13 protein-coding genes and 1 pseudogene are annotated in these 18,137 nt (G+C 57.3%); 7 read left to right on the forward strand and 7 right to left on the reverse strand.

The genetic code is table 11. The annotated features are described in order from the left end of the window. Nucleotides 1-285: 285 nt before the first annotated feature. The 3 genes from UTO39_RS07635 to UTO39_RS07645 all read left to right on the forward strand — a co-directional run bounded on the left by UTO39_RS07635 (nucleotide 286) and on the right by UTO39_RS07645 (nucleotide 7,316). The gene (locus UTO39_RS07635) at nucleotides 286-2,994 is read left to right on the forward strand and encodes a cation-transporting P-type ATPase (protein WP_320726877.1); all 2,709 of its coding nucleotides are present in this window, start codon (nucleotides 286-288) and stop codon (nucleotides 2,992-2,994) included. Nucleotides 2,995-3,110: 116 nt separating this feature from the next. Continuing rightward, the gene (locus tag UTO39_RS07640) at nucleotides 3,111-4,172 is read left to right on the forward strand and encodes an efflux RND transporter periplasmic adaptor subunit (RefSeq protein WP_320726878.1); all 1,062 of its coding nucleotides are present in this window, start codon (nucleotides 3,111-3,113) and stop codon (nucleotides 4,170-4,172) included. Nucleotides 4,173-4,181: 9 nt separating this feature from the next. Then, on the forward strand, nucleotides 4,182-7,316 hold the full coding sequence (locus tag UTO39_RS07645) for an efflux RND transporter permease subunit (RefSeq protein ID WP_320726879.1): 3,135 nt from the start codon (nucleotides 4,182-4,184) through the stop codon (nucleotides 7,314-7,316). On the opposite strand, the gene UTO39_RS07650 is transcribed toward UTO39_RS07645, so the two are convergent. After that, nucleotides 7,267-8,388 carry a YbdK family carboxylate-amine ligase gene (locus UTO39_RS07650; protein WP_320726880.1) on the reverse strand — a complete coding sequence of 374 codons (1,122 nt, stop codon included), beginning with the start codon at nucleotides 8,386-8,388 and terminating at the stop codon, nucleotides 7,267-7,269. The genes UTO39_RS07645 and UTO39_RS07650 overlap by 50 nt on opposite strands. Before the next feature lie 105 nt (nucleotides 8,389-8,493). Here UTO39_RS07650 and UTO39_RS07655 point away from each other — a divergent pair, with 105 nt between their 5' ends. After that, nucleotides 8,494-9,384: an oxidoreductase gene (locus UTO39_RS07655; RefSeq protein ID WP_320727070.1), complete on the forward strand. Its 891-nt coding sequence runs from the start codon at nucleotides 8,494-8,496 to the stop codon at nucleotides 9,382-9,384. Between the two features lie 36 nt (nucleotides 9,385-9,420). Here UTO39_RS07655 and UTO39_RS07660 read toward each other — a convergent pair whose 3' ends face one another. From UTO39_RS07660 to UTO39_RS22330, 4 genes and pseudogenes are all read right to left on the reverse strand, one after another. Further along, complete coding sequence (locus tag UTO39_RS07660; protein ID WP_320726881.1) at nucleotides 9,421-9,855, reverse strand: hypothetical protein; 435 nt, start codon at nucleotides 9,853-9,855, stop codon at nucleotides 9,421-9,423. Beyond that, the gene (locus UTO39_RS07665) at nucleotides 9,852-10,208 is read right to left on the reverse strand and encodes a tlde1 domain-containing protein (protein WP_248237513.1); all 357 of its coding nucleotides are present in this window, start codon (nucleotides 10,206-10,208) and stop codon (nucleotides 9,852-9,854) included. The genes UTO39_RS07660 and UTO39_RS07665 overlap by 4 nt, the downstream gene beginning before the upstream one ends. 10 nt (nucleotides 10,209-10,218) lie before the next feature. Beyond that, nucleotides 10,219-10,710, reverse strand: a complete 492-nt coding sequence (locus UTO39_RS07670; RefSeq protein ID WP_320726882.1) for an Hcp family type VI secretion system effector — start codon at nucleotides 10,708-10,710, stop codon at nucleotides 10,219-10,221. Nucleotides 10,711-11,039: 329 nt separating this feature from the next. After that, nucleotides 11,040-11,396: pseudogene (locus UTO39_RS22330) on the reverse strand (glutamate-cysteine ligase family protein); the annotation flags it as partial. Between the two features lie 639 nt (nucleotides 11,397-12,035). Between UTO39_RS22330 and UTO39_RS07680 the strand changes: the two are divergent. Further along, complete coding sequence (locus tag UTO39_RS07680; protein ID WP_320726883.1) at nucleotides 12,036-13,823, forward strand: AIPR family protein; 1,788 nt, start codon at nucleotides 12,036-12,038, stop codon at nucleotides 13,821-13,823. Between the two features lie 188 nt (nucleotides 13,824-14,011). Here the strand turns inward: UTO39_RS07680 and UTO39_RS07685 are convergent, their stop codons facing one another. Both UTO39_RS07685 and UTO39_RS07690 read right to left on the reverse strand, forming a co-directional pair. Then, nucleotides 14,012-14,476: a hypothetical protein gene (locus tag UTO39_RS07685; RefSeq protein WP_320726884.1), complete on the reverse strand. Its 465-nt coding sequence runs from the start codon at nucleotides 14,474-14,476 to the stop codon at nucleotides 14,012-14,014. A gap of 196 nt (nucleotides 14,477-14,672) precedes the next feature. Then, a complete protein-coding gene (locus tag UTO39_RS07690) occupies nucleotides 14,673-15,554 on the reverse strand; it encodes a LysR family transcriptional regulator (protein WP_253541151.1) in 882 nt (293 codons plus the stop codon). 105 nt (nucleotides 15,555-15,659) lie between these two features. Between UTO39_RS07690 and budA the strand changes: the two genes are divergently transcribed. Continuing rightward, nucleotides 15,660-16,439, forward strand: coding sequence for an acetolactate decarboxylase (gene budA / locus UTO39_RS07695; protein ID WP_061098944.1), 780 nt, complete (start codon nucleotides 15,660-15,662; stop codon nucleotides 16,437-16,439). Beyond that, nucleotides 16,411-18,132: an acetolactate synthase AlsS gene (gene alsS / locus UTO39_RS07700; protein WP_407065102.1), complete on the forward strand. Its 1,722-nt coding sequence runs from the start codon at nucleotides 16,411-16,413 to the stop codon at nucleotides 18,130-18,132. Before budA ends, alsS begins: the two co-directional genes overlap by 29 nt. The last annotated feature ends 5 nt before the right edge of the window (nucleotides 18,133-18,137 follow it).

Raw genomic sequence — 18,137 nt, forward strand, 5'->3', positions numbered from 1 at the left:
TATAGGTGCTATATCCAATTAACGTCGCAATAACAATGGCTGCGACAATGTATAACGCCAGGCGCCGTCCGCGATAAATACCAAACATGGTTCCCCCTCGTTTAGGATTGGTTTAGAAATATTTTGTAAAAATCAGCTCGTCGAAATAATTTTAATCAATTTTGAATAACCCAGTGGTAAATATATTGCGGTAGATCAATTTTACCCGCAAGACTTTAAAATCAATTTATTTAAGCCAGAAAGGAATTCAGGCTTCTGTTCACCGGATATTGAAGGAAAAATACGATGACTGAAAAAAAATACTCCCCAAACATGCCGCCTTCCGGCGGGCTGGCATACCAGCAGACCGCAGAGCAGGTGCTTACGCACGTGCAGAGCCAGGCCAGCGGTCTGGATCGTGCAGAGGCGCAGGCGCGTCTGCAAAAACAGGGCCCGAACGCGCTGCCGGAGAAAAAAGGTAAACCCGCCTGGCTGCGTTTTTTAGCCCATTTTAACGATGTGCTGATTTACGTTCTGCTGGCCGCCGCGGTATTAACGGCGGTAATGGGCCACTGGGTCGATACGCTGGTTATTTTGGGCGTGGCGGTTATCAACGCCTTAATTGGCCATATTCAGGAAAGCAACGCGGAAAAATCCCTGAAGAGCATTCGTAATATGCTCTCCAGCGAGGCGCGCGTTATTCGCAACGGCAACCACGAAACTATACCCACAACTGAAATAGTCCCGGGCGATATTATTGTATTACGCGCGGGGGATCGTATTCCGGCGGATATGCGTTTAATCGAGGCGCATAATTTACGCGTGGAAGAGGCGATTCTGACCGGTGAATCCACCGTGGTGGATAAACACACGAATCCGCTGAGCGGCGAATTACCGCTGGGCGACCGCACCAATATGGTCTTCTCCGGAACGACCGTGAGCGCGGGCGGCGGCGTCGGCGTGGTCACCGCGACCGGTAAAGAGACGGAACTCGGCCACATCAACCAGATGATGGCGGGCATTGAAAAGCACCGCACGCCGCTGCTGGTGCAGATGGACAAGCTGGGCAAGGCGATCTTCGCCATTATTCTGGCGATGATGGCGGCGCTGTTCGTCTTCAGCCTGGTGTTCCGCGAGATCCCGATGGGCGAGCTGCTGCTCTCCCTGATCAGCCTGGCGGTCGCCTCCGTACCGGAAGGTCTGCCGGCCATTATCTCCATCATCCTCTCCCTGGGCGTGCAGGCGATGGCGCGCAAGCGGGCAATTATCCGCAAGCTGCCGACGGTTGAAACGCTGGGCGCGATGACCGTGGTTTGCTCGGATAAAACCGGCACCCTGACCATGAACGAGATGACGGTAAAAGCCATCATCACCGCCGACGTCTGCTACCGCGTGGACGGCAACAGCTACGAGCCGGTGGGCAATATCTACCTCGAAGGCAGCGACGAGCCGGTGCAGATCCAGCCGGGCACCGTGCTGGAGCAATACCTGCGCACCATCGACCTGTGCAACGACAGCCAGCTGATTCAGGACGAGCGCGGCCTGTGGGGCATTACCGGCGGGCCGACCGAGGGCGCGCTGAAGGTGCTGGCGGCGAAGGCCAGCCTTGAGCCGGTGGCGACTGCGCTGGTTAACAAGATCCCGTTCGACTCGCAGTACAAGTACATGAGCACCCACTACCAGATTGGCGGCGAGGAGCAGATCCTGATCACCGGCGCGCCGGACGTCATTTTCGCCCTTTGCGCCCAGCAGCAGACCCGCAGCGGTGCGGAAGCCTTCAACCGCGCGTACTGGGAAAGCGAGATGGAGCGCTATGCGCGTCAGGGGCTGCGCATGGTCGCCGCGGCGTTCAAGCCGGCGAACGGCGAGCAGGCGCTTACGCACGATGACCTGAGCCACGGCCTGATCTTCCTCGGCATCGCCGGGATGATGGATCCGCCGCGTCCGGAAGCGATTGATGCGATTAACGCCTGTCAGCAGGCGGGGATCCGCGTGAAGATGATCACCGGGGATCACCCGCAGACGGCGATGAGCATCGGCCAGATGCTGGGGATCGCCAACAGCGAGCAGGCGGTCACCGGCTACGAGCTGGAGAAGATGGACGACGCCGCGCTGGCGGAAGCGGCGATGAAGTATGACATCTTTGCCCGTACCAGCCCGGAGCATAAGCTGCGCCTGGTGAAAGCGCTGCAGGACAAAGGCGAAATCGTCGGTATGACCGGCGACGGCGTGAACGACGCCCCGGCGCTGCGTCAGGCGGACGTGGGCATCGCGATGGGCATCAAGGGCACGGAGGTGACCAAAGAGGCGGCGGACATGGTCCTGACGGACGATAACTTCGCCACCATCGCCAGCGCGGTGAAAGAGGGGCGTCGCGTTTACGACAACCTGAAGAAGACCATTCTGTTCATCATGCCGACCAACCTGGCGCAGGGTCTGCTGATTGTGATTGCGCTGCTGGCGGGGAACATCATTCCGCTGACGCCGGTGCTGATTCTGTGGATGAACATGGCGACCTCCGCCACGCTCTCCTTCGGCCTGGCCTTTGAGGCCGCCGAGCGCAACATCATGCGCCGCCCGCCGCGCCAGACCGGGCAGCACGTGATGGACGCCTACGCCGTGTGGCGCGTGGCCTTCGTCGGCACCATGATTGCCATCGCCGCCTTTGCGCTGGAAGCCTGGCTGGCCCCGCGTGGCCACAGCGCGGAGTTCATTCGCACCGTGCTGCTGCAGATGCTGGTCTGCGCCCAGTGGGTGTACATGATTAACTGCCGCAACACCGAAGGGTTCTCCCTGAACCGCGGCCTGCTGGCGAACAAAGGGATCTGGCTGGTGACGGGCGTGCTGTTCCTGCTCCAGGCGGCGATTATCTACCTGCCGTTTATGCAGATGCTGTTCGGCACCGAAGCGCTGCCGCTGCGCTACTGGTTTGTGACTCTGGCGGTGGCGGGCGTGATGTTCTTCGTCGTCGAAATCGAGAAGCGACTGACCCGCAGGTTCCGTAAGGCTGCATAACAAAGACCCCACACCCCTCACCCTAACCCTCTCCCCAAAGGGGAGAGGGAACTTGAACACCCTCGCCCCTTTGGGGAGAGGGCCGGGGTGAGGGGAAAACACTGAGGTACTTCTTAATGAAACTCCCACTCCTCCTCGCACTCCTCGCCTGCACCTTGCAACCCGCATTCGCCGCCATTCCGGTGCGCGTCGCCGCCGTGGAGCAGACCGCCCACGCCGCCGAGCGCCAGATCCCGGGCCGCGTCGAAGCTATCCACACCGTTGAGCTGCGCGCCCGCACGGAAGGCGTGATCACCAAAATCCACTTCCGCGACGGGCAGTACGTGAAAAAAGGCGACGTGCTGTTCGAGCTGGACGACGCCGAGCCGCGCGCCGCCCTGCGTCTGGCGCAGGCCGAGGTGAGAAGCGCCGAAGCCACTCTGCGTCAGGCGCAGCAGCAGCTTTCCCGCTTTGAAAGCCTGGGCAGCAGCAACGCCATCAGCCGTCACGACGTGGACAACGCCCGCATGCAGCGGGACGTGGCGAGCGCCGCGCTGGAGCAGGCGAAAGCCCGGCTCGATACCCGCAGCGTCACGCTGAACTACACCCGCATCACCTCGCCGATTGACGGCCGCGTGGGGCACAGCCAGTTCCACGTCGGCAGCCTGGTGAATCCTGCCAGCGGCGTGCTGGTGGAGGTGGTGCAGCTTGACCCGATCCGCATCGCCTTTGCGCTGGAGGAGGGGGCGTTTGCCACCAAAGCCGGACAGCATGCGGATATCAGCGCCATGAAGCAGGCCTGGCAGGCGTTCATTGACGGCAACGGCCAGCGCGTCAGCGGCGAGCTGACGTCCGTAGACAACCGCATCGATCCGCGTACCGCCAGCGTGATGCTGCGCGCGGAGTTTGCCAACCCGCGCCATCAGCTCCTGCCCGGCGGCAACGTGAACGTAACCCTGCGTCCGGCCAGCGAGCAGCCGGTGCTGACCCTGCCCGCCGCGGCGGTCCAGCAGAACGGCGACGGGTTCTTTGCCTGGATAGTTAACGCCGACGGCAAAGCCGAAATGCGCCCGCTGAAGGTCGCCGGGCAGCCTGGGCAGCAGTTTCACATTGCCTCCGGCGTAAAGGCCGGTGAGCGAGCGATTACTGACGGCGCGCAGCGCGTGCAGCCCGGCGCTGCCGTCCAGATACTCAATTAAGGAGCCATCATGCTGACGTTTTTCATCAAACGCCCGCGCTTTGCGATGGTGATTGCGCTGGTTATCACCCTGCTGGGGGCCATCGCGCTAAGGATTATCCCGGTGGAGCAGTACCCGCAGATCGCCCCGCCGGTGGTGAATGTGTCTGCCAGCTGGCCGGGCGCCAGCTCGGCTGACATGGCGGAGGCCATCGCCACGCCGCTGGAAACCCAGCTGAACGGCGTGGATCACATGCTCTATATGGAGTCCACGAGTTCGGACGAAGGCAGCTACAGCCTGAACATTACCTTTGCGGCGGGCACCGACCCGGACCTCGCCGCCATCGACGTGCAGAACCGCCTGTCGCAGGCCCTGGCGCAGCTGCCGACCGAGGCGCAGCAAAACGGCGTGCAGGTGCGCAAGCGCGCCACCAACCTGATGATGGGGGTAAGCCTTTACTCACCGAATAACACCCACACGCCGCTGTTCGTCAGCAACTACGCCAGCACCCAGGTGCGCGAGGCGCTGTCCCGCCTGCCGGGCGTCGGGCAGGTGCAGATGTTCGGCGCGCGCGACTACAGCATGCGCATCTGGCTGCGTCCGGACCGCATGAACGCCCTGAATGTCACCACCGACGACGTGGCCCAGGCGCTGCGCGAGCAGAACGTGCAGGGGGCGGCAGGCCAGGTCGGCACGCCGCCGGTGTTTAACGGCCAGCAGCAGACCCTGACCATCAACGGGCTGGGGCGCTTAAATCAGGCCGAAGACTTTGCCGACATTATCATCCGCGCGGGCGAGATGGGCCAGCTGGTGCGCCTGAAGGACGTCGCCACCATCGAGCTTGGCTCGCGCAGCTACAGCTCCGGCGCGCAGCTGAACGGGCACGACTCCGCCTACCTCGGCATCTACCCGACCCCGTCCGCCAACGCCCTGCGCGTGGCCGACGCGGTGCGCGCGGAGCTGGAGCGCCTCTCGACGCGCTTCCCGGACGACCTGGTCTACGAGGTGAAATTTGACACCACCGCCTTCGTTGCCGCCACCATTCAGGAGATTGGCGTCTCGCTGGCGCTGACCATGCTGGCGGTTGTGGTGGTCGTTTCCCTGTTCCTGCAAAGCTGGCGCGCGACGCTCATTGTCGCGCTCGCCATTCCGGTGTCGCTGGTGGGCACCTTTGCGGTGCTCTACGCGCTCGGCTACTCCGCCAACACGCTGAGCCTGTTCGCCATTATTCTGGCGCTGACCATGGTGGTGGATGACGCCATCGTGGTGGTTGAGAGCGTCGAAACGCTGATGGCGGAAGGGCAGAGCCGCACGGCGGCGACCGCGCTGGCGCTGCGCCAGATAGCCGGGCCGGTGATTGCGACGACGCTGGTGCTGCTGGCGGTGTTTTTGCCGGTGGCGCTCCTGCCGGGGATTGTCGGCGAGCTGTACCGCCAGTTCGCGGTGACGCTTTCCACCGCCGTGACGCTTTCAAGCCTGGTGGCGCTGACCCTGACGCCCGCCCTGTGCGCGCTGCTGCTGCGTCCGCGCCCGGAGAAACCCGCGGCAGTTTATCGCGCCTTTAACCGCGGGCTGGATGCCGCGCGCGGTTTCTACACCCGCATTGTGAACGTCTTAAACCTGCGCCCGTGGCTGGCGCTGCTGGCCACCGCGGGCGCGGCGGCCGTGTTGGCGTTCAGCTTTACGTCGATGCCCAAAGGCTTCCTGCCCCAGGAGGACCAGGGCTACTTCTTCGCCAGCGTCCAGCTGCCGGAGGCGGCCTCGCTGGAGCGCACCGAAGCGGTGATGGCTACCGCGCGCGAACTCATCGCTAAACATCCGGCGGTGGAGGACGTGATTCAGGTCTCGGGGTTTAACATCCTCAACGGCACCAGCGCCTCCAACGGCGGGTTTATCTCCATCATGCTGAAGGACTGGAGCGAGCGCCCGCCGCTGGACGAGGTGATGGGCACCCTGCAGCGTCAGCTGCTGGCCCTGCCGGAAGCGACCATCATGGCCTTCGCGCCGCCGACGCTGCCGGGGCTTGGCAATGCCTCCGGCTTCGACCTGCGCATCCAGGCGCAGGCGGGGCAGAGCCCGGCGGAGCTGGAGCGCGTGACGCGTGAGGTGCTGGCGAAAGCCAACCAGCATCCGCAGCTGAGCCGCGTGTTCACCACCTGGAGCAGCAACGTGCCGCAGCTGACGCTGGCCGTTGACCGCGAGCGCGCGGCCCGCCTCGACGTGCCGGTGTCGCGTATCTTCAGCAGCCTGCAAACCGCCTTCGGCGGCACGCGCGCCGGGGATTTCAGCGTCAACAACCGCGTCTACCACGTGGTGATGCAGAACGAGATGCAGTGGCGCGAGCGCGCGGAGCAAATCAGCGAGCTGTTCGTGCGCAGCAACGGCGGCGAGCGGGTGCGACTGAGCAACCTCGTCACCATCACGCCGACCGTCGGCGCGCCATTTATTCAGCAGTACAACCAGTTCCCGTCGGTATCGGTAAGCGGTTCGGCAGCGGAAGGGGTAAGCAGCAGCACCGCGATGGCGGCGATGGGCGAGATCCTGGCGCAGAGCCTGCCCGCCGGGTACGACTACGCCTGGAGCGGCATGTCGTATCAGGAGCAGCAGACCGGCAATCAGGCGATATGGATTGTGCTGGCGGCGGTGGTGATGGCGTGGCTGTTCCTCGTGGCCCAGTACGAGAGCTGGACGCTTCCGGCGAGCGTGATGCTCTCGGTGCTGTTCGCCATCGGCGGGGCGCTGGTCTGGCTGTGGATGGCGGGCTACGCCAATGACGTGTACGTGCAGACTGGCCTGGTCCTGCTGATCGCGCTAGCGGCTAAAAACGCCATTCTTATCGTGGAGTTCGCCCGCGCGCGGCGCATGGACGGCATGGAGATTGTCGATGCCGCAAGAGAAGGGGCATCGCGCCGCTTCCGCGCGGTGATGATGACCGCCGTGTCGTTCATTATAGGCGTTCTTCCGATGATGCTGGCGACCGGGGCGGGTGCCCAGAGCCGCCGCATCATCGGCACCACGGTGTTCAGCGGCATGCTGGTGGCGACCGTGGTGGGGATTGTGTTTATCCCCGCGCTGTTCGTGCTGTTCCAGCGCCTGCGCGAGTGGGGCCACGGCCTTACGGACCCGTCGCCCACAGCTCGCAGTGCTTCTGCACCAGAGAAATAAGCGAGCCGCCGTCGGCGATAAAGTCCCGCATGCGCTGCGCCTCGCTCTTGCCCTGCTTTAACAGCAGGGCAATTTCATTGACTGCGCTCGTCGCGCCGAGCTTCTCGGCCGACGGCGCAACCTGCTCCAGCAGCCAGGCAATGTCTTCCGCCACGGTTTTGTGCTCGCCGGTGTGCACGTCCGTCAGGATCCCCTCCAGCCCGTAGCGACAGGCCTGAAAGCGGTTAAAGCGGTACAGCAGAAAATCCCGTTCCTGATGCTTATATGGCCGCGCGGTCAGCAGCCAGTGGGACGTCGCCTGAATCAGCCCGGCGATGTTAATCGCATGGCCGAGCGTCAGCGGCGTATCCATCACCCGCACCTCGACGGTGCCGAAGTGCGGGCTGGGGCGGATGTCCCAGTGCAGATCCTTAATGCTGTCGATCATGCTGGTAGAGCTCAGGCGGCGGAACAGCCCCTCGAACTCCTGCCAGCTGTTGACCCACGGCATCTGGCCGTTATCCGGGAACCCGGAGAAGATGTTGAGCCGCGACGAGGAAAACTTTGTGTCGGTGCCCTGCATGTACGGCGAGGCTGCCGCCAGGGCGATAAAGTGCGGCACGAAGCGCGACAGGCCGTGCAGCAGGTAAATCGCGTCGTCCCCGGTCCGGCAGCCGACGTGCACGTGCTGGCCGAACACCGTCGCCTGCAAAATCAGATAGCCAAAGCGCTCCAGCGTGACGTTATAGCGCTCGTCGTCGCACACCTCCTGACGCTGCCACTTCTGGAACGGGTGCGTTCCGCCGCCGCAGATCTGGATATGCTGCTCCGCCGCCGCGCGCAGGATGCTCTGCTGCATCACCGAGAACTGCGCCGCCGCCTGGTCAATGTTCTGGCACACGCCGGTGGCGATTTCGAGCATGCTTTCGGTGATGTCGTGCTTAACCTCGCCGCCTTTGATCTCGTCTTTGACGGCAGCGATAAGGGCGGAGGAGTCCTGGCTCAGATCGTAGCCCGGCGGGTTAACCACCTGCAGTTCGAGCTCGATGCCGAGGGTGAAAGGTTCAGAGGACTTAAAATCGGGTAAAGGCATGGCGCACTCCGTTGTCTGTTGTGTGTTGAGTATAGACAACGACGTGGCGCTCACTTTTCAGGGTGGTATAACTGTTAGCAGGCTTAGCGAAAAGGGGAGTGAATGATGTCTGACAATCCAACCATTGCGCTGATAGGTCCCGGTGCGATTGGGACCACCATTGCCGCGGTATTGCATGACGCGGGCCGCACGCCGCTGCTGTGCGGACGTACCGCGCATCCTGAGCTGAGTTTGCGCTACGACGAGGGGGAAACGGTGGTGCCCGGTCCGGTATTAACCGATCCGTCCATCATCACGCGCCCTGCCGATCTCGTTTTTGTGGCGGTAAAAACGACGCAAAATGCCGACAGCGCCGGGTGGCTGCGCGCCCTGTGCAATGAAAACACCGTGGTCTGCGCCCTGCAAAACGGCGTGGAGCAACAAGCCCAGCTTGAGCCGTTGGTTAGCGGCGCAGCGGTGCTGCCGTCGGTGGTCTGGTTCCCGGCGCAGCGCGAGCCGGATGCCTCCGTCTGGCTGCGGGCGAAGCCGCGCCTGACCCTGCCGGAGGTGCCGCAGGCGCAGCGGGTGGTTGAGGCGCTTCACGGAACGCGCTGCGCGGTTGATCTCTCGGCAGACTTCGCCACCGTCGCCTGGCGCAAGCTGCTGCAAAACGCGGTCGCCGGGCTGATGGTGCTGGCCAACCGACGCGCCGGGATGTTCAGGCGCGAGGATATCAGCGAGCTTGCGCTGGCCTACCTGCGCGAGGGGCTTACCGTTGCCCGCGCCGAGGGGGCGAAGCTGGATGATGGCGTGGCCCAGGAGATTCTTGCGAACTTCCTGCGTGCGCCTGAGGACCTTGGCACGTCGATACTCGCCGACCGCCAGGCGGATCGCCCGATGGAGTGGGATATCCGCAACGGCGTGATCCAGCGATACGGCCGCAAGCACGGCATTGCGGTGCCCATCAGCGAGGTAGTGGTGCCGCTGCTGGCGGCGGGGAGCGAGGGACCTGGATGAAGAAAAGACCCGGCCAATATGCGCCGGGTAACGTCTCTACTTTGCCTGACGGGCTTTCTCAGCTTTCAACTCTTCCATCGTTGCCTCCAGGATCCAGAGGCATTGAGCACCGTCTACGGTTTCCAGCAGCGCCTGGCGGGTACGCTGATAAAACGCGTCGATTTCGGCGGGTGATTTCTCTAAAGGCGGCGTGCAGACGATATCGCTGCCTACCATGTGCGGCCACTTTCCGGCATCAAGGATACGGAGCGCTTTCAGCGTGGCGTTGGTGTTTGTGGTGAGCGCTGCGGCTAAGGCATCCTCCAGCTGCTGCGCCTGCTTAACGTCAGCCGTGGCAGCCAGCGCTGGGGCTTGCTCAATCCAGTGTGCATCACCTGAGGTGATTCCATTAAGTGCTGAGGGCCAGTCAGTCCTGGATGCAATGGCTGGGACGGTAAGCGCACATAGCAGCAGTACGATCGCGTATTTCATCGCACTACCTCCAGCACGCCGCCGTCGCGAAGAATCTTACGTCTCGTTGACGGTGAGAGAATGATGCACCCCTCGGATGCAAAACCGGCGGGACCATACTTGTGGTCACCATGAATGCGGAATTCTGAGCGACCAAAACTTTCTCCCGAGGTTTGCTCAAGAATGATGGTTATCGGTCCTTTAGAATTTGAATGACCCGCGATTTTATACGTCCCGCGAGGCAGTGGCCCCAGGCCTTTCACATGCTGACGGTCCGGGTTGTTTTTATTCGTAAGAGCACCGGAATACCCGGTCTCAATTAATTTACCGTCTTTATACATCTTGCCGGTCGACTGCTCATACTTCCATCCCATAACGTTCTCCTTATGCCGTCTTGCGGTCGCTCCAGCTATCTGAATGTATGATGTTACCGTCGACATAGCGCCAGGTAATTTTTTCATACAGCAGCTCTACCAGCTCAAGATGGTTATGCTTCTCGTAGTCAGGATCTTTGATATCTAGCATCATTGGACAGACGCTGACTATCGTCACTCCCTCCATAAGGGTGGAGAAATATTCCACTTCCTGACCGGCATCGTTGATATGGTAAAACTTTACCTCTGCGGATTTTAGCTTCTGACCTGTGCTGACAGCCCTGTACAAATAGGGGCTGGAGGCGTCGATCTCTTTATCAAAAGAGTAGGGGGAATGGACGCGAAGACTTGTCGCCTTACCGGTATGTTTGTCCGTGGGCTGCATTATGCCGTGGTTCATTGCGATTATCTCGATACTTCCATCACGACCATGTATATCGACAGAGCCTTTGATATCGGCACCGCCGTCATCTTTGAGCCATAAATAAGCGGGAATAGCCATTTGTTTAAAACTCCATGTAAGGAAATACTTAAAAAAAGCCTTTTAGTTTAGTTGGTTATGTAACAAGTGCAACGCTAGCGCTTACAAAGTGGTTCGTCAATTTTTGTACGGTATGGATATTAAATGATCTTCTGTTTCGTTGATGAAAATTAAGAAATGATGAGTTTTTACGGTTTGAAACTGGATAAATCATTAATGTTTAATACGGTGGTTTTGCTTAAAATTTAATTAAGAAAATGTTGATTGAAAGTGTAATGATAAATAGTTTGGCTAATATTAGGTCTACATTTATTTGACGATTTGTTAGCTGATTAAAAAACATAACGGCTCGTCAGAATATCCGCCGTACCGTAGTTGCACGCCTGAAAACGTTTAAAGCGGTACAGCAGAAAATATTTTCCCTGATGCTTATAAGGCATTATCGCCAGTAGGCAATGCGATATCGCTAGGATCAAATCCCGCGATATTAATGGCGTGGCCGAGTGTCAGTGGAGTATCCATCACACGCACTTCCATGGTGACAAAATGCGGGTTGGGGGGAATATCTCATTGAAGATCTTTAATGCTGTCGATCATCCTTGTGAAACTCAGGCTGCGGAACAACCGCTGAAAATCCTTTCAGATGTTTACCCACGCATCTGATTGTTATCCGGGAACCCGGAAAAGATGTTGAGCCGCGATGAGGACAACTACTTTTTCGTGCTCTGCATTTACGGCGAGGCGGCCGACAGCATGCTGGCCGAATACCCTTACTTGCAAAATGAGATAGCCAAAGCACTCCAGCGTGACGTTATAGCGATAGCGCTCGTCTGATAGAACCAGTTCTGGAATGGAGGCGTCCCGCAGCAGTACGTATGATGCTCTGATGCATCACCGAAAACTGCGCCTGGTCGATGTGCTAGGACACGTCGATGTCGATTTAGAGCATGCTGTGGTGATGTCATACGTCACTTCGCCGCCTTTTATCTCATATTTGATGGCGGCGATAAGGATAGAGGAGACCTAGCTCAGATCGTAGCTCGGCGGATTAACCACCAGCAGTTCGGGTTCGATGCCGAAGGTTTAGGGAGCAGAGAATTTTTTAATCGGGTAAGGGCATGGTGTACTCCGTTGTCTGTTATGAGTTGAGTATAGACAACGGCGGAACTTGGATTTTATAGTTGAGATTGATGTTTTTTTAATCATTTTTTTGATTTGAAATAAATTTGACTGAAGTTTACATGGCTGAAACTTGAATCAGAAATACTAAATTCTTGATATACTTCATGGTATTTTTTTTATTTTTTTCTATATTAACATTGTTTTTAATATCGAGAAAAATGTAAATGACAATTGTCACCGAAATTCCTCAGACAGCAAATAGTGTCCCAGCTTCAGCTACTGCCGGTGTCCAAGCCCGTCGTATAGGGCAAAAGCTCTTCGAACGATTTGAACCTCATCTTGATACTCGAGAATGTGCGGCGGGAAGTAGCCAATATGTTGAGAAAATGACTAGTCGAGCAATCGCAGCATTTGCAATTCAGTGCTACGGAGGCACTGATGACGTCGAGGCTAGTCATGCGGTATGTGATAGTTCAAATGATGGCGGAATTGACGCAATTTACGTTTCACATGTCGAAAAAAAACTTATTTGTGTTCAAGCTAAATATAACCAAAGCGGAAATAATACTTGGTCATTAACAGATTTTCTAAGATTTAAAGATGCCTGTTCTTGCTTGCAAAGAGAGGAGTATTACAGATTTGATGAGCGTCTTTCAGCTATTTCACAGGATATTTCATTAGCTCTGGACTCTATAGATTATAAATTTTATTTTGTTATGGCACATACCGGTAAAACCGGAGCTGCAAACCAAATATTATCTGACATGCAGTCTTGGCAGTCGGAGTTAAATGATGATGCATGCGTTAATGTTAGTTCAATGTCTTCATCAGATTACCCTTTTCAGGTGCATCTTTTTTCTGCAGAAGATATTTCCAACGCAATTCAAGGACAATCATTATCAGCAATCAATCTTGAAGATGTTGAGCTTATGGAATATGGAAAAATAACAGAGCCGCATAATGCATATTTTGGAGTTGTTACTGGTGAACAGATCTCAGAGTGGTGGTCTACACATGGAACACAACTTTTTTCGAAGAATATACGTAATATACTTGGTCAAACAGATGTAAACGACTCAATAAAGAAAACCATATCAGACGAGCCGAATAATTTTTGGTTTTATAATAATGGCATAACGGTATTGGTTCGAGAGGCTAGTCCACATCGAAGAAATACATCCGATAACGCACGAGGCCTTTTTACGTTTCATGACATAAGTATCATTAATGGTGCTCAAACAGTTAGCTCGATAGGCCTCATTTCCAAACAGCACGATTTATCAGAAGAGTATCTTAGAAGTATAAAGTTACAGGCTAGATTTATCGTTACAGATGATAATGATTTAGTGAAAAATATCACTCGAGCAAATAACCATCAGAACCGTGTTTTAGGTAGGGATTTTGCCTCCCAAGAAAGTGAACAGGTTAGGCTTAACAAGGATTTGATTGTTGAAGGATACGTTTATCAGCTATTGAGAACTAATGAAATACAAGTAAGTAGCGAGAAAGTTATAACGATTGATGAAGCGTTAAATGCTTTGGTTTGTGCAAATGGTACACCAAGTGCAGTTGTAACTTTAAAATCACAACGTGGTAAATTCTTTGAAAATCTTGATGGCTCGTTATATCGCTCAACTTTTAATTCTTCTGTGTCTGGTGTAAAAGTAATAAATGTGGTTAATTTCAATAAAATTATTGAACGGAAAGTTCATGAAAAACTCGCCAGTATAAATAGACAAAGGGATAAGAAACTTTACGGAATCTTAACTCATGGTAATAGATATTTATCTGCTATGATGTTCAAGTTAGATGATGCATGGAAAGCTCGGTCTATTGCAATATATGATGAGGATGAAATTGACCGTAAATTCAATGCTCTTACTAGTACTACGGAAATTTATCTCACACATTTCCATGATGGTGCTTATCTGGCAAGGTTGTTTACAAATGTAGAAAAAACAACAGCAACTATGAGTTACATTCAAAGCTCTTTAGTTCATTTGGAAAGCTAGTTGGGATAAAGAAATACTGGTTTTAGTGACCAGTATTTCGTGTTCCGAAAGATTTAAAATTAATAATCTTTTATTTAATCTTATGTGTAAATAATCCCTCACTTTCTTCGGGATATAATTGAGCGACATAAGTGTGAAATGTTTTCTGAGAGATTCTACCTTAGGAAAATATAAAACGTATATAGTAACTACTTACTTTTGATCTCTGTAATATACGGCTCCTTCACAAACTCCGCCAATAGCCAGACCATATCATGCAGCAGTCCGGTGAGTTCTTTCGCCACGCTCGCAGGCAGTGTTCCGCCCATCACCGCCAGCGTTAACGCCACGGCATAGTCCACTTGCAGCGTCGTCTCCTGCCAGCAGTCCGGTACACAGGAAACAATCTTCTCACCAGCGATTAGCTGTTCAACAAGATACGCCGGGAGTTCAGCATCGCAGCATTCACGCAGCCGTTTCAACACAGCCAGCAATCGCTTACAGAGCATGGCAAACGTCACTGCGTCGTCAGTTTCCACCAGAACGCTGACATACGCAGTGCAGGCATCGGCCAGTTCAAAAAGATCCGCAGAATCGGAAACTGAAGTGTTGATGAGGTGATGAACTGCGCTTTCCTCTGAGAGCGCGTAAGAAAATCCTGGGGTAGTCGCCATTTAGCATCCTCTTTGTCTAAAAAAACGTCATGTTATGCTAACGGGTTCCTACGCCCGGTTACGGATGTGCCGCAACGCAGGCACTTTACGACTGCGAAGAAGGGATGAAAAGGGATAACCCTGAATTACATAAGGTTGCTTGCAGGTTTGCGAGGCGGCTTCCAGAAAGGCATTGCCGGGCACCGTCGCACTGACGCTACCCCTCGCTCATCATCCCCAAAAACCGCTTCACCGTCCGCGAGCGTTCAAACCGCCGCCAGCAGAGCGCGATATCGGTGTAGAGCTCCGGCGAGTTCAGCGCATGATAGGTGACATTCGGCGGTGAAATGGCCGCCATGGATTTCGGCACCAGGGCAAACCCGCCGCCCGCGGAAACCATGCTCAGGGAGGAGGAGAGCTGCGACGACTGCAGCGCGTGCTGCACGTCAATCCCGGCCCGCTCGCAGCAGCCGTGCACCCGGTCGTACAGGCCCGGCGCGACCTCCTGCGGGAACAGCACCACCGGCGTATCCCGAAGCTGATCTAACGCCAGCGAACCGCACGCCGCCAGCGGATGATCGCGATGCAGCGCCACCACCATCGGCTCCCGGTCGAGGATTTTTATTTCGAACATCTTGCTGCTCTCGCAGGGCAGGCGCACGAAAGCGATATCCAGCTCACCTTCCGCCAGCATCGTCGTCAGCGAGGACATATTGGCTTCCACCTGGTGAACCTGCACCGCCATGTTCTGCACCTGAAACTGGCGAATCAGCGCGAAAATTTTGGGGTGGAAAGCGTCGGAGCTGGTGATGCCAATCGACAGGTTGCCGTTCAGCCCGCGCGCGATGCCGCGGGCTTTCTCCAGCGCGGCATCGCTCAGCGCCAGAATTTTACAGGCGTCCTCGTAGAATGCCTCTCCCGCTTCGGTCAGCTCCACGCCACGCGTCAGGCGCCTGAACAGCGGCGTGCCCACTTCCTCTTCGAGCCGTTTGATCTGCTGACTCAGAGGAGGCTGTGAAATACCCAGCGCTTCGGCCGCCCGGGTGAAGTGTCGCTCGCGTGCAACCGCGACAAAATACCGCAGATAACGAAGTTCCATATCTAAAACGTCTCAAACCAGCATGGTTTCTATATTGGAACTCTCTGCTGAATCGGGTCAACATTTATTTAACCTTTCTAAATAAAGTTGAAGAGGACGAGCACGATGATGCATTCATCTGCCTGCGACTGTGAGGCGAGTTTGTGCGAGACCCTGCGCGGGTTCTCCGCCCAGCATCCTGACAGCGTGATCTACCAGACATCGCTAATGAGCGCCCTGCTAAGCGGCGTGTACGAAGGGGAGACGACGATCGCCGACCTGCTGGCACACGGTGATTTTGGTCTCGGCACCTTTAACGAGCTGGACGGTGAAATGATTGCCTTCAGCAGCCAGGTGTACCAGCTGCGCGCCGACGGCAGCGCCCGGGCCGCGAAGCCGGAGCAGAAAACGCCGTTCGCGGTGATGACCTGGTTCCAGCCGCAGTACCGCAAAACCTTCGATGCGCCGGTCAGCCGCCAGCAGATCCACGACGTCATCGACCAGCAGATCCCCTCCGACAACCTGTTCTGCGCGCTGCGGATTGACGGTAACTTCCGCCACGCCCACACCCGCACGGTGCCGCGACAGAAGCCGCCGTACCGGGCGATGACCGACGTGCTGGACGACCAGCCGGTGTTCCGCTTTAACCAGCGCGAAGGGGTGCTGGTCGGGTTCCGCACGCCGCAGCACATGCAGGGCATTAACGTGGCCGGGTATCACGAGCATTTCATCACCGACGACCGCCAGGGCGGGGGACATCTGCTCGACTACCAGCTGGAGAGCGGCGTGCTCACCTTCGGTGAAATTCACAAGCTGATGATTGACCTGCCCGCCGACAGCGCATTTTTACAGGCCAACCTGCACCCCAGCAACCTTGATGCGGCTATCCGCGCCGTCGAAAACTAACAGGAGTACTACCGTGAACAGTGAGAAACAGTCACGTCAGTGGGCGCACGGCGCCGATATGGTTGTCGGCCAGCTGGAAGCGCAGGGCGTGAAGCAGGTGTTCGGCATACCGGGGGCGAAAATCGACAAGGTGTTTGATTCCCTGCTGGACTCCTCCATCGAGATTATTCCGGTGCGCCACGAGGCCAACGCGGCGTTTATGGCGGCGGCGGTGGGGCGGCTGACCGGCAAGGCCGGGGTGGCGCTGGTCACCTCCGGGCCGGGCTGTTCGAACCTGAGCACCGGCATCGCCACCGCCAACAGCGAGGGTGACCCGGTGGTGGCGCTGGGCGGGGCGGTGAAGCGGGCGGATAAAGCCAAGCTGGTGCACCAGAGCATGGACACCGTCGCCATGTTCAGCCCTGTCACCAAATACGCCGTGGAGGTCAGTTCGCCGGACGCGATTGCCGAGGTGGTATCGAACGCGTTTCGCGCCGCCGAGCACGGCAGGCCGGGGGGCGCGTTCGTCAGCCTGCCGCAGGATATTGTCGACCAGCCCGCGACGGGCGCGATTTTGCCCGCCAGCGGTCCGGCGCTGATGGGCCCGGCACCGGAGTCCGCGATTAACGACGTGGCGAAGCTTATCGAAAACGCCAAAAACCCGGTCATCTTACTCGGCCTGATGGCCAGCCAGCCTGCGAACAGCGCCGCGCTGCGCAAGCTGCTGGAGAAAAGCCGCATTCCGGTCACCAGCACCTATCAGGCCGCCGGGGCGGTGAACCAGGAGCACTTCACCCGCTTTGCCGGACGCGTCGGCCTGTTCAACAACCAGGCGGGCGACCGGCTGCTGCATCTGGCGGACCTGATTATCTGCATCGGCTACAGCCCGGTGGAGTACGAGCCGTCCATGTGGAACAGCGGTGACGCCACGCTGGTGCACATTGACGTGCTGCCGGCCTATGAAGAACGCAATTATGTACCGGATCTGGAGCTGGTGGGGGACATCGCCGAAACGCTGAACCTGCTCGCTAACCGGATCGATCGTAAGCTGGAGCTGAGCCAGCGTGCGTCAGAAATTCTGGTCGATCGCCAGCATCAGCGGGATCTGCTCGACCGCCGCGGCGCCTCGCTCAACCAGTTTGCCCTGCACCCGCTGCGCATCGTGCGCGCCATGCAGGACATTGTGAACAGCGACGTGACGCTCACCGTCGACATGGGCAGCTTCCACATCTGGATCGCCCGCTACCTCTACAGCTTCCGCGCGCGTCAGGTGATGATCTCCAACGGTCAGCAGACCATGGGCGTCGCGCTGCCGTGGGCGATTGGCGCGTGGCTGGTCAACCCGGGCCGCAAGGTTGTGTCAGTCTCCGGTGACGGCGGTTTTTTACAGTCCAGCATGGAGCTGGAAACCGCGGTGCGCCTCAACGCCAACGTGCTGCACATCATCTGGGTGGATAACGCCTACAACATGGTGGCGATTCAGGAAGAGAAAAAATACCAGCGTCTTTCCGGCGTGGAGTTTGGCCCGGTCGACTTCAAAGCCTATGCCGACGCGTTCGGCGCGAAGGGCTTCGCCGTGGAGAGCGCCGAGGCGCTGGAGCCGACGCTTCGCGCGGCAATGGATGTCGACGGCCCGGCCGTGGTGGCTATTCCCGTCGACTACAGCGATAACCCGCTGCTGATGGGCCAGCTCCATCTCAGCCAGATTTTGTGAATCAA

The organism is Enterobacter sp. 118C5 (genome assembly GCF_034107645.1).
Lineage (GTDB): Bacteria > Pseudomonadota > Gammaproteobacteria > Enterobacterales > Enterobacteriaceae > Enterobacter > Enterobacter nematophilus.

Coding starts and splice junctions, on each gene's coding strand:
- UTO39_RS07670 (WP_320726882.1), bottom strand. CDS start 10,710: ATGGCTATTCCCGCTTATTTATGGCTCAAAGATGACGGCGGTGCCGAT.
- UTO39_RS07660 (WP_320726881.1), bottom strand. CDS start 9,855: ATGAAATACGCGATCGTACTGCTGCTATGTGCGCTTACCGTCCCAGCC.
- UTO39_RS07680 (WP_320726883.1), top strand. CDS start 12,036: ATGACAATTGTCACCGAAATTCCTCAGACAGCAAATAGTGTCCCAGCT.
- UTO39_RS07645 (WP_320726879.1), top strand. CDS start 4,182: ATGCTGACGTTTTTCATCAAACGCCCGCGCTTTGCGATGGTGATTGCG.
- UTO39_RS07685 (WP_320726884.1), bottom strand. CDS start 14,476: ATGGCGACTACCCCAGGATTTTCTTACGCGCTCTCAGAGGAAAGCGCA.
- alsS (WP_407065102.1), top strand. CDS start 16,411: ATGCGGCTATCCGCGCCGTCGAAAACTAACAGGAGTACTACCGTGAAC.
- budA (WP_061098944.1), top strand. CDS start 15,660: ATGATGCATTCATCTGCCTGCGACTGTGAGGCGAGTTTGTGCGAGACC.
- UTO39_RS07665 (WP_248237513.1), bottom strand. CDS start 10,208: ATGGGATGGAAGTATGAGCAGTCGACCGGCAAGATGTATAAAGACGGT.
- UTO39_RS07640 (WP_320726878.1), top strand. CDS start 3,111: ATGAAACTCCCACTCCTCCTCGCACTCCTCGCCTGCACCTTGCAACCC.
- UTO39_RS07635 (WP_320726877.1), top strand. CDS start 286: ATGACTGAAAAAAAATACTCCCCAAACATGCCGCCTTCCGGCGGGCTG.
- UTO39_RS07655 (WP_320727070.1), top strand. CDS start 8,494: ATGTCTGACAATCCAACCATTGCGCTGATAGGTCCCGGTGCGATTGGG.
- UTO39_RS07650 (WP_320726880.1), bottom strand. CDS start 8,388: ATGCCTTTACCCGATTTTAAGTCCTCTGAACCTTTCACCCTCGGCATC.
- UTO39_RS07690 (WP_253541151.1), bottom strand. CDS start 15,554: ATGGAACTTCGTTATCTGCGGTATTTTGTCGCGGTTGCACGCGAGCGA.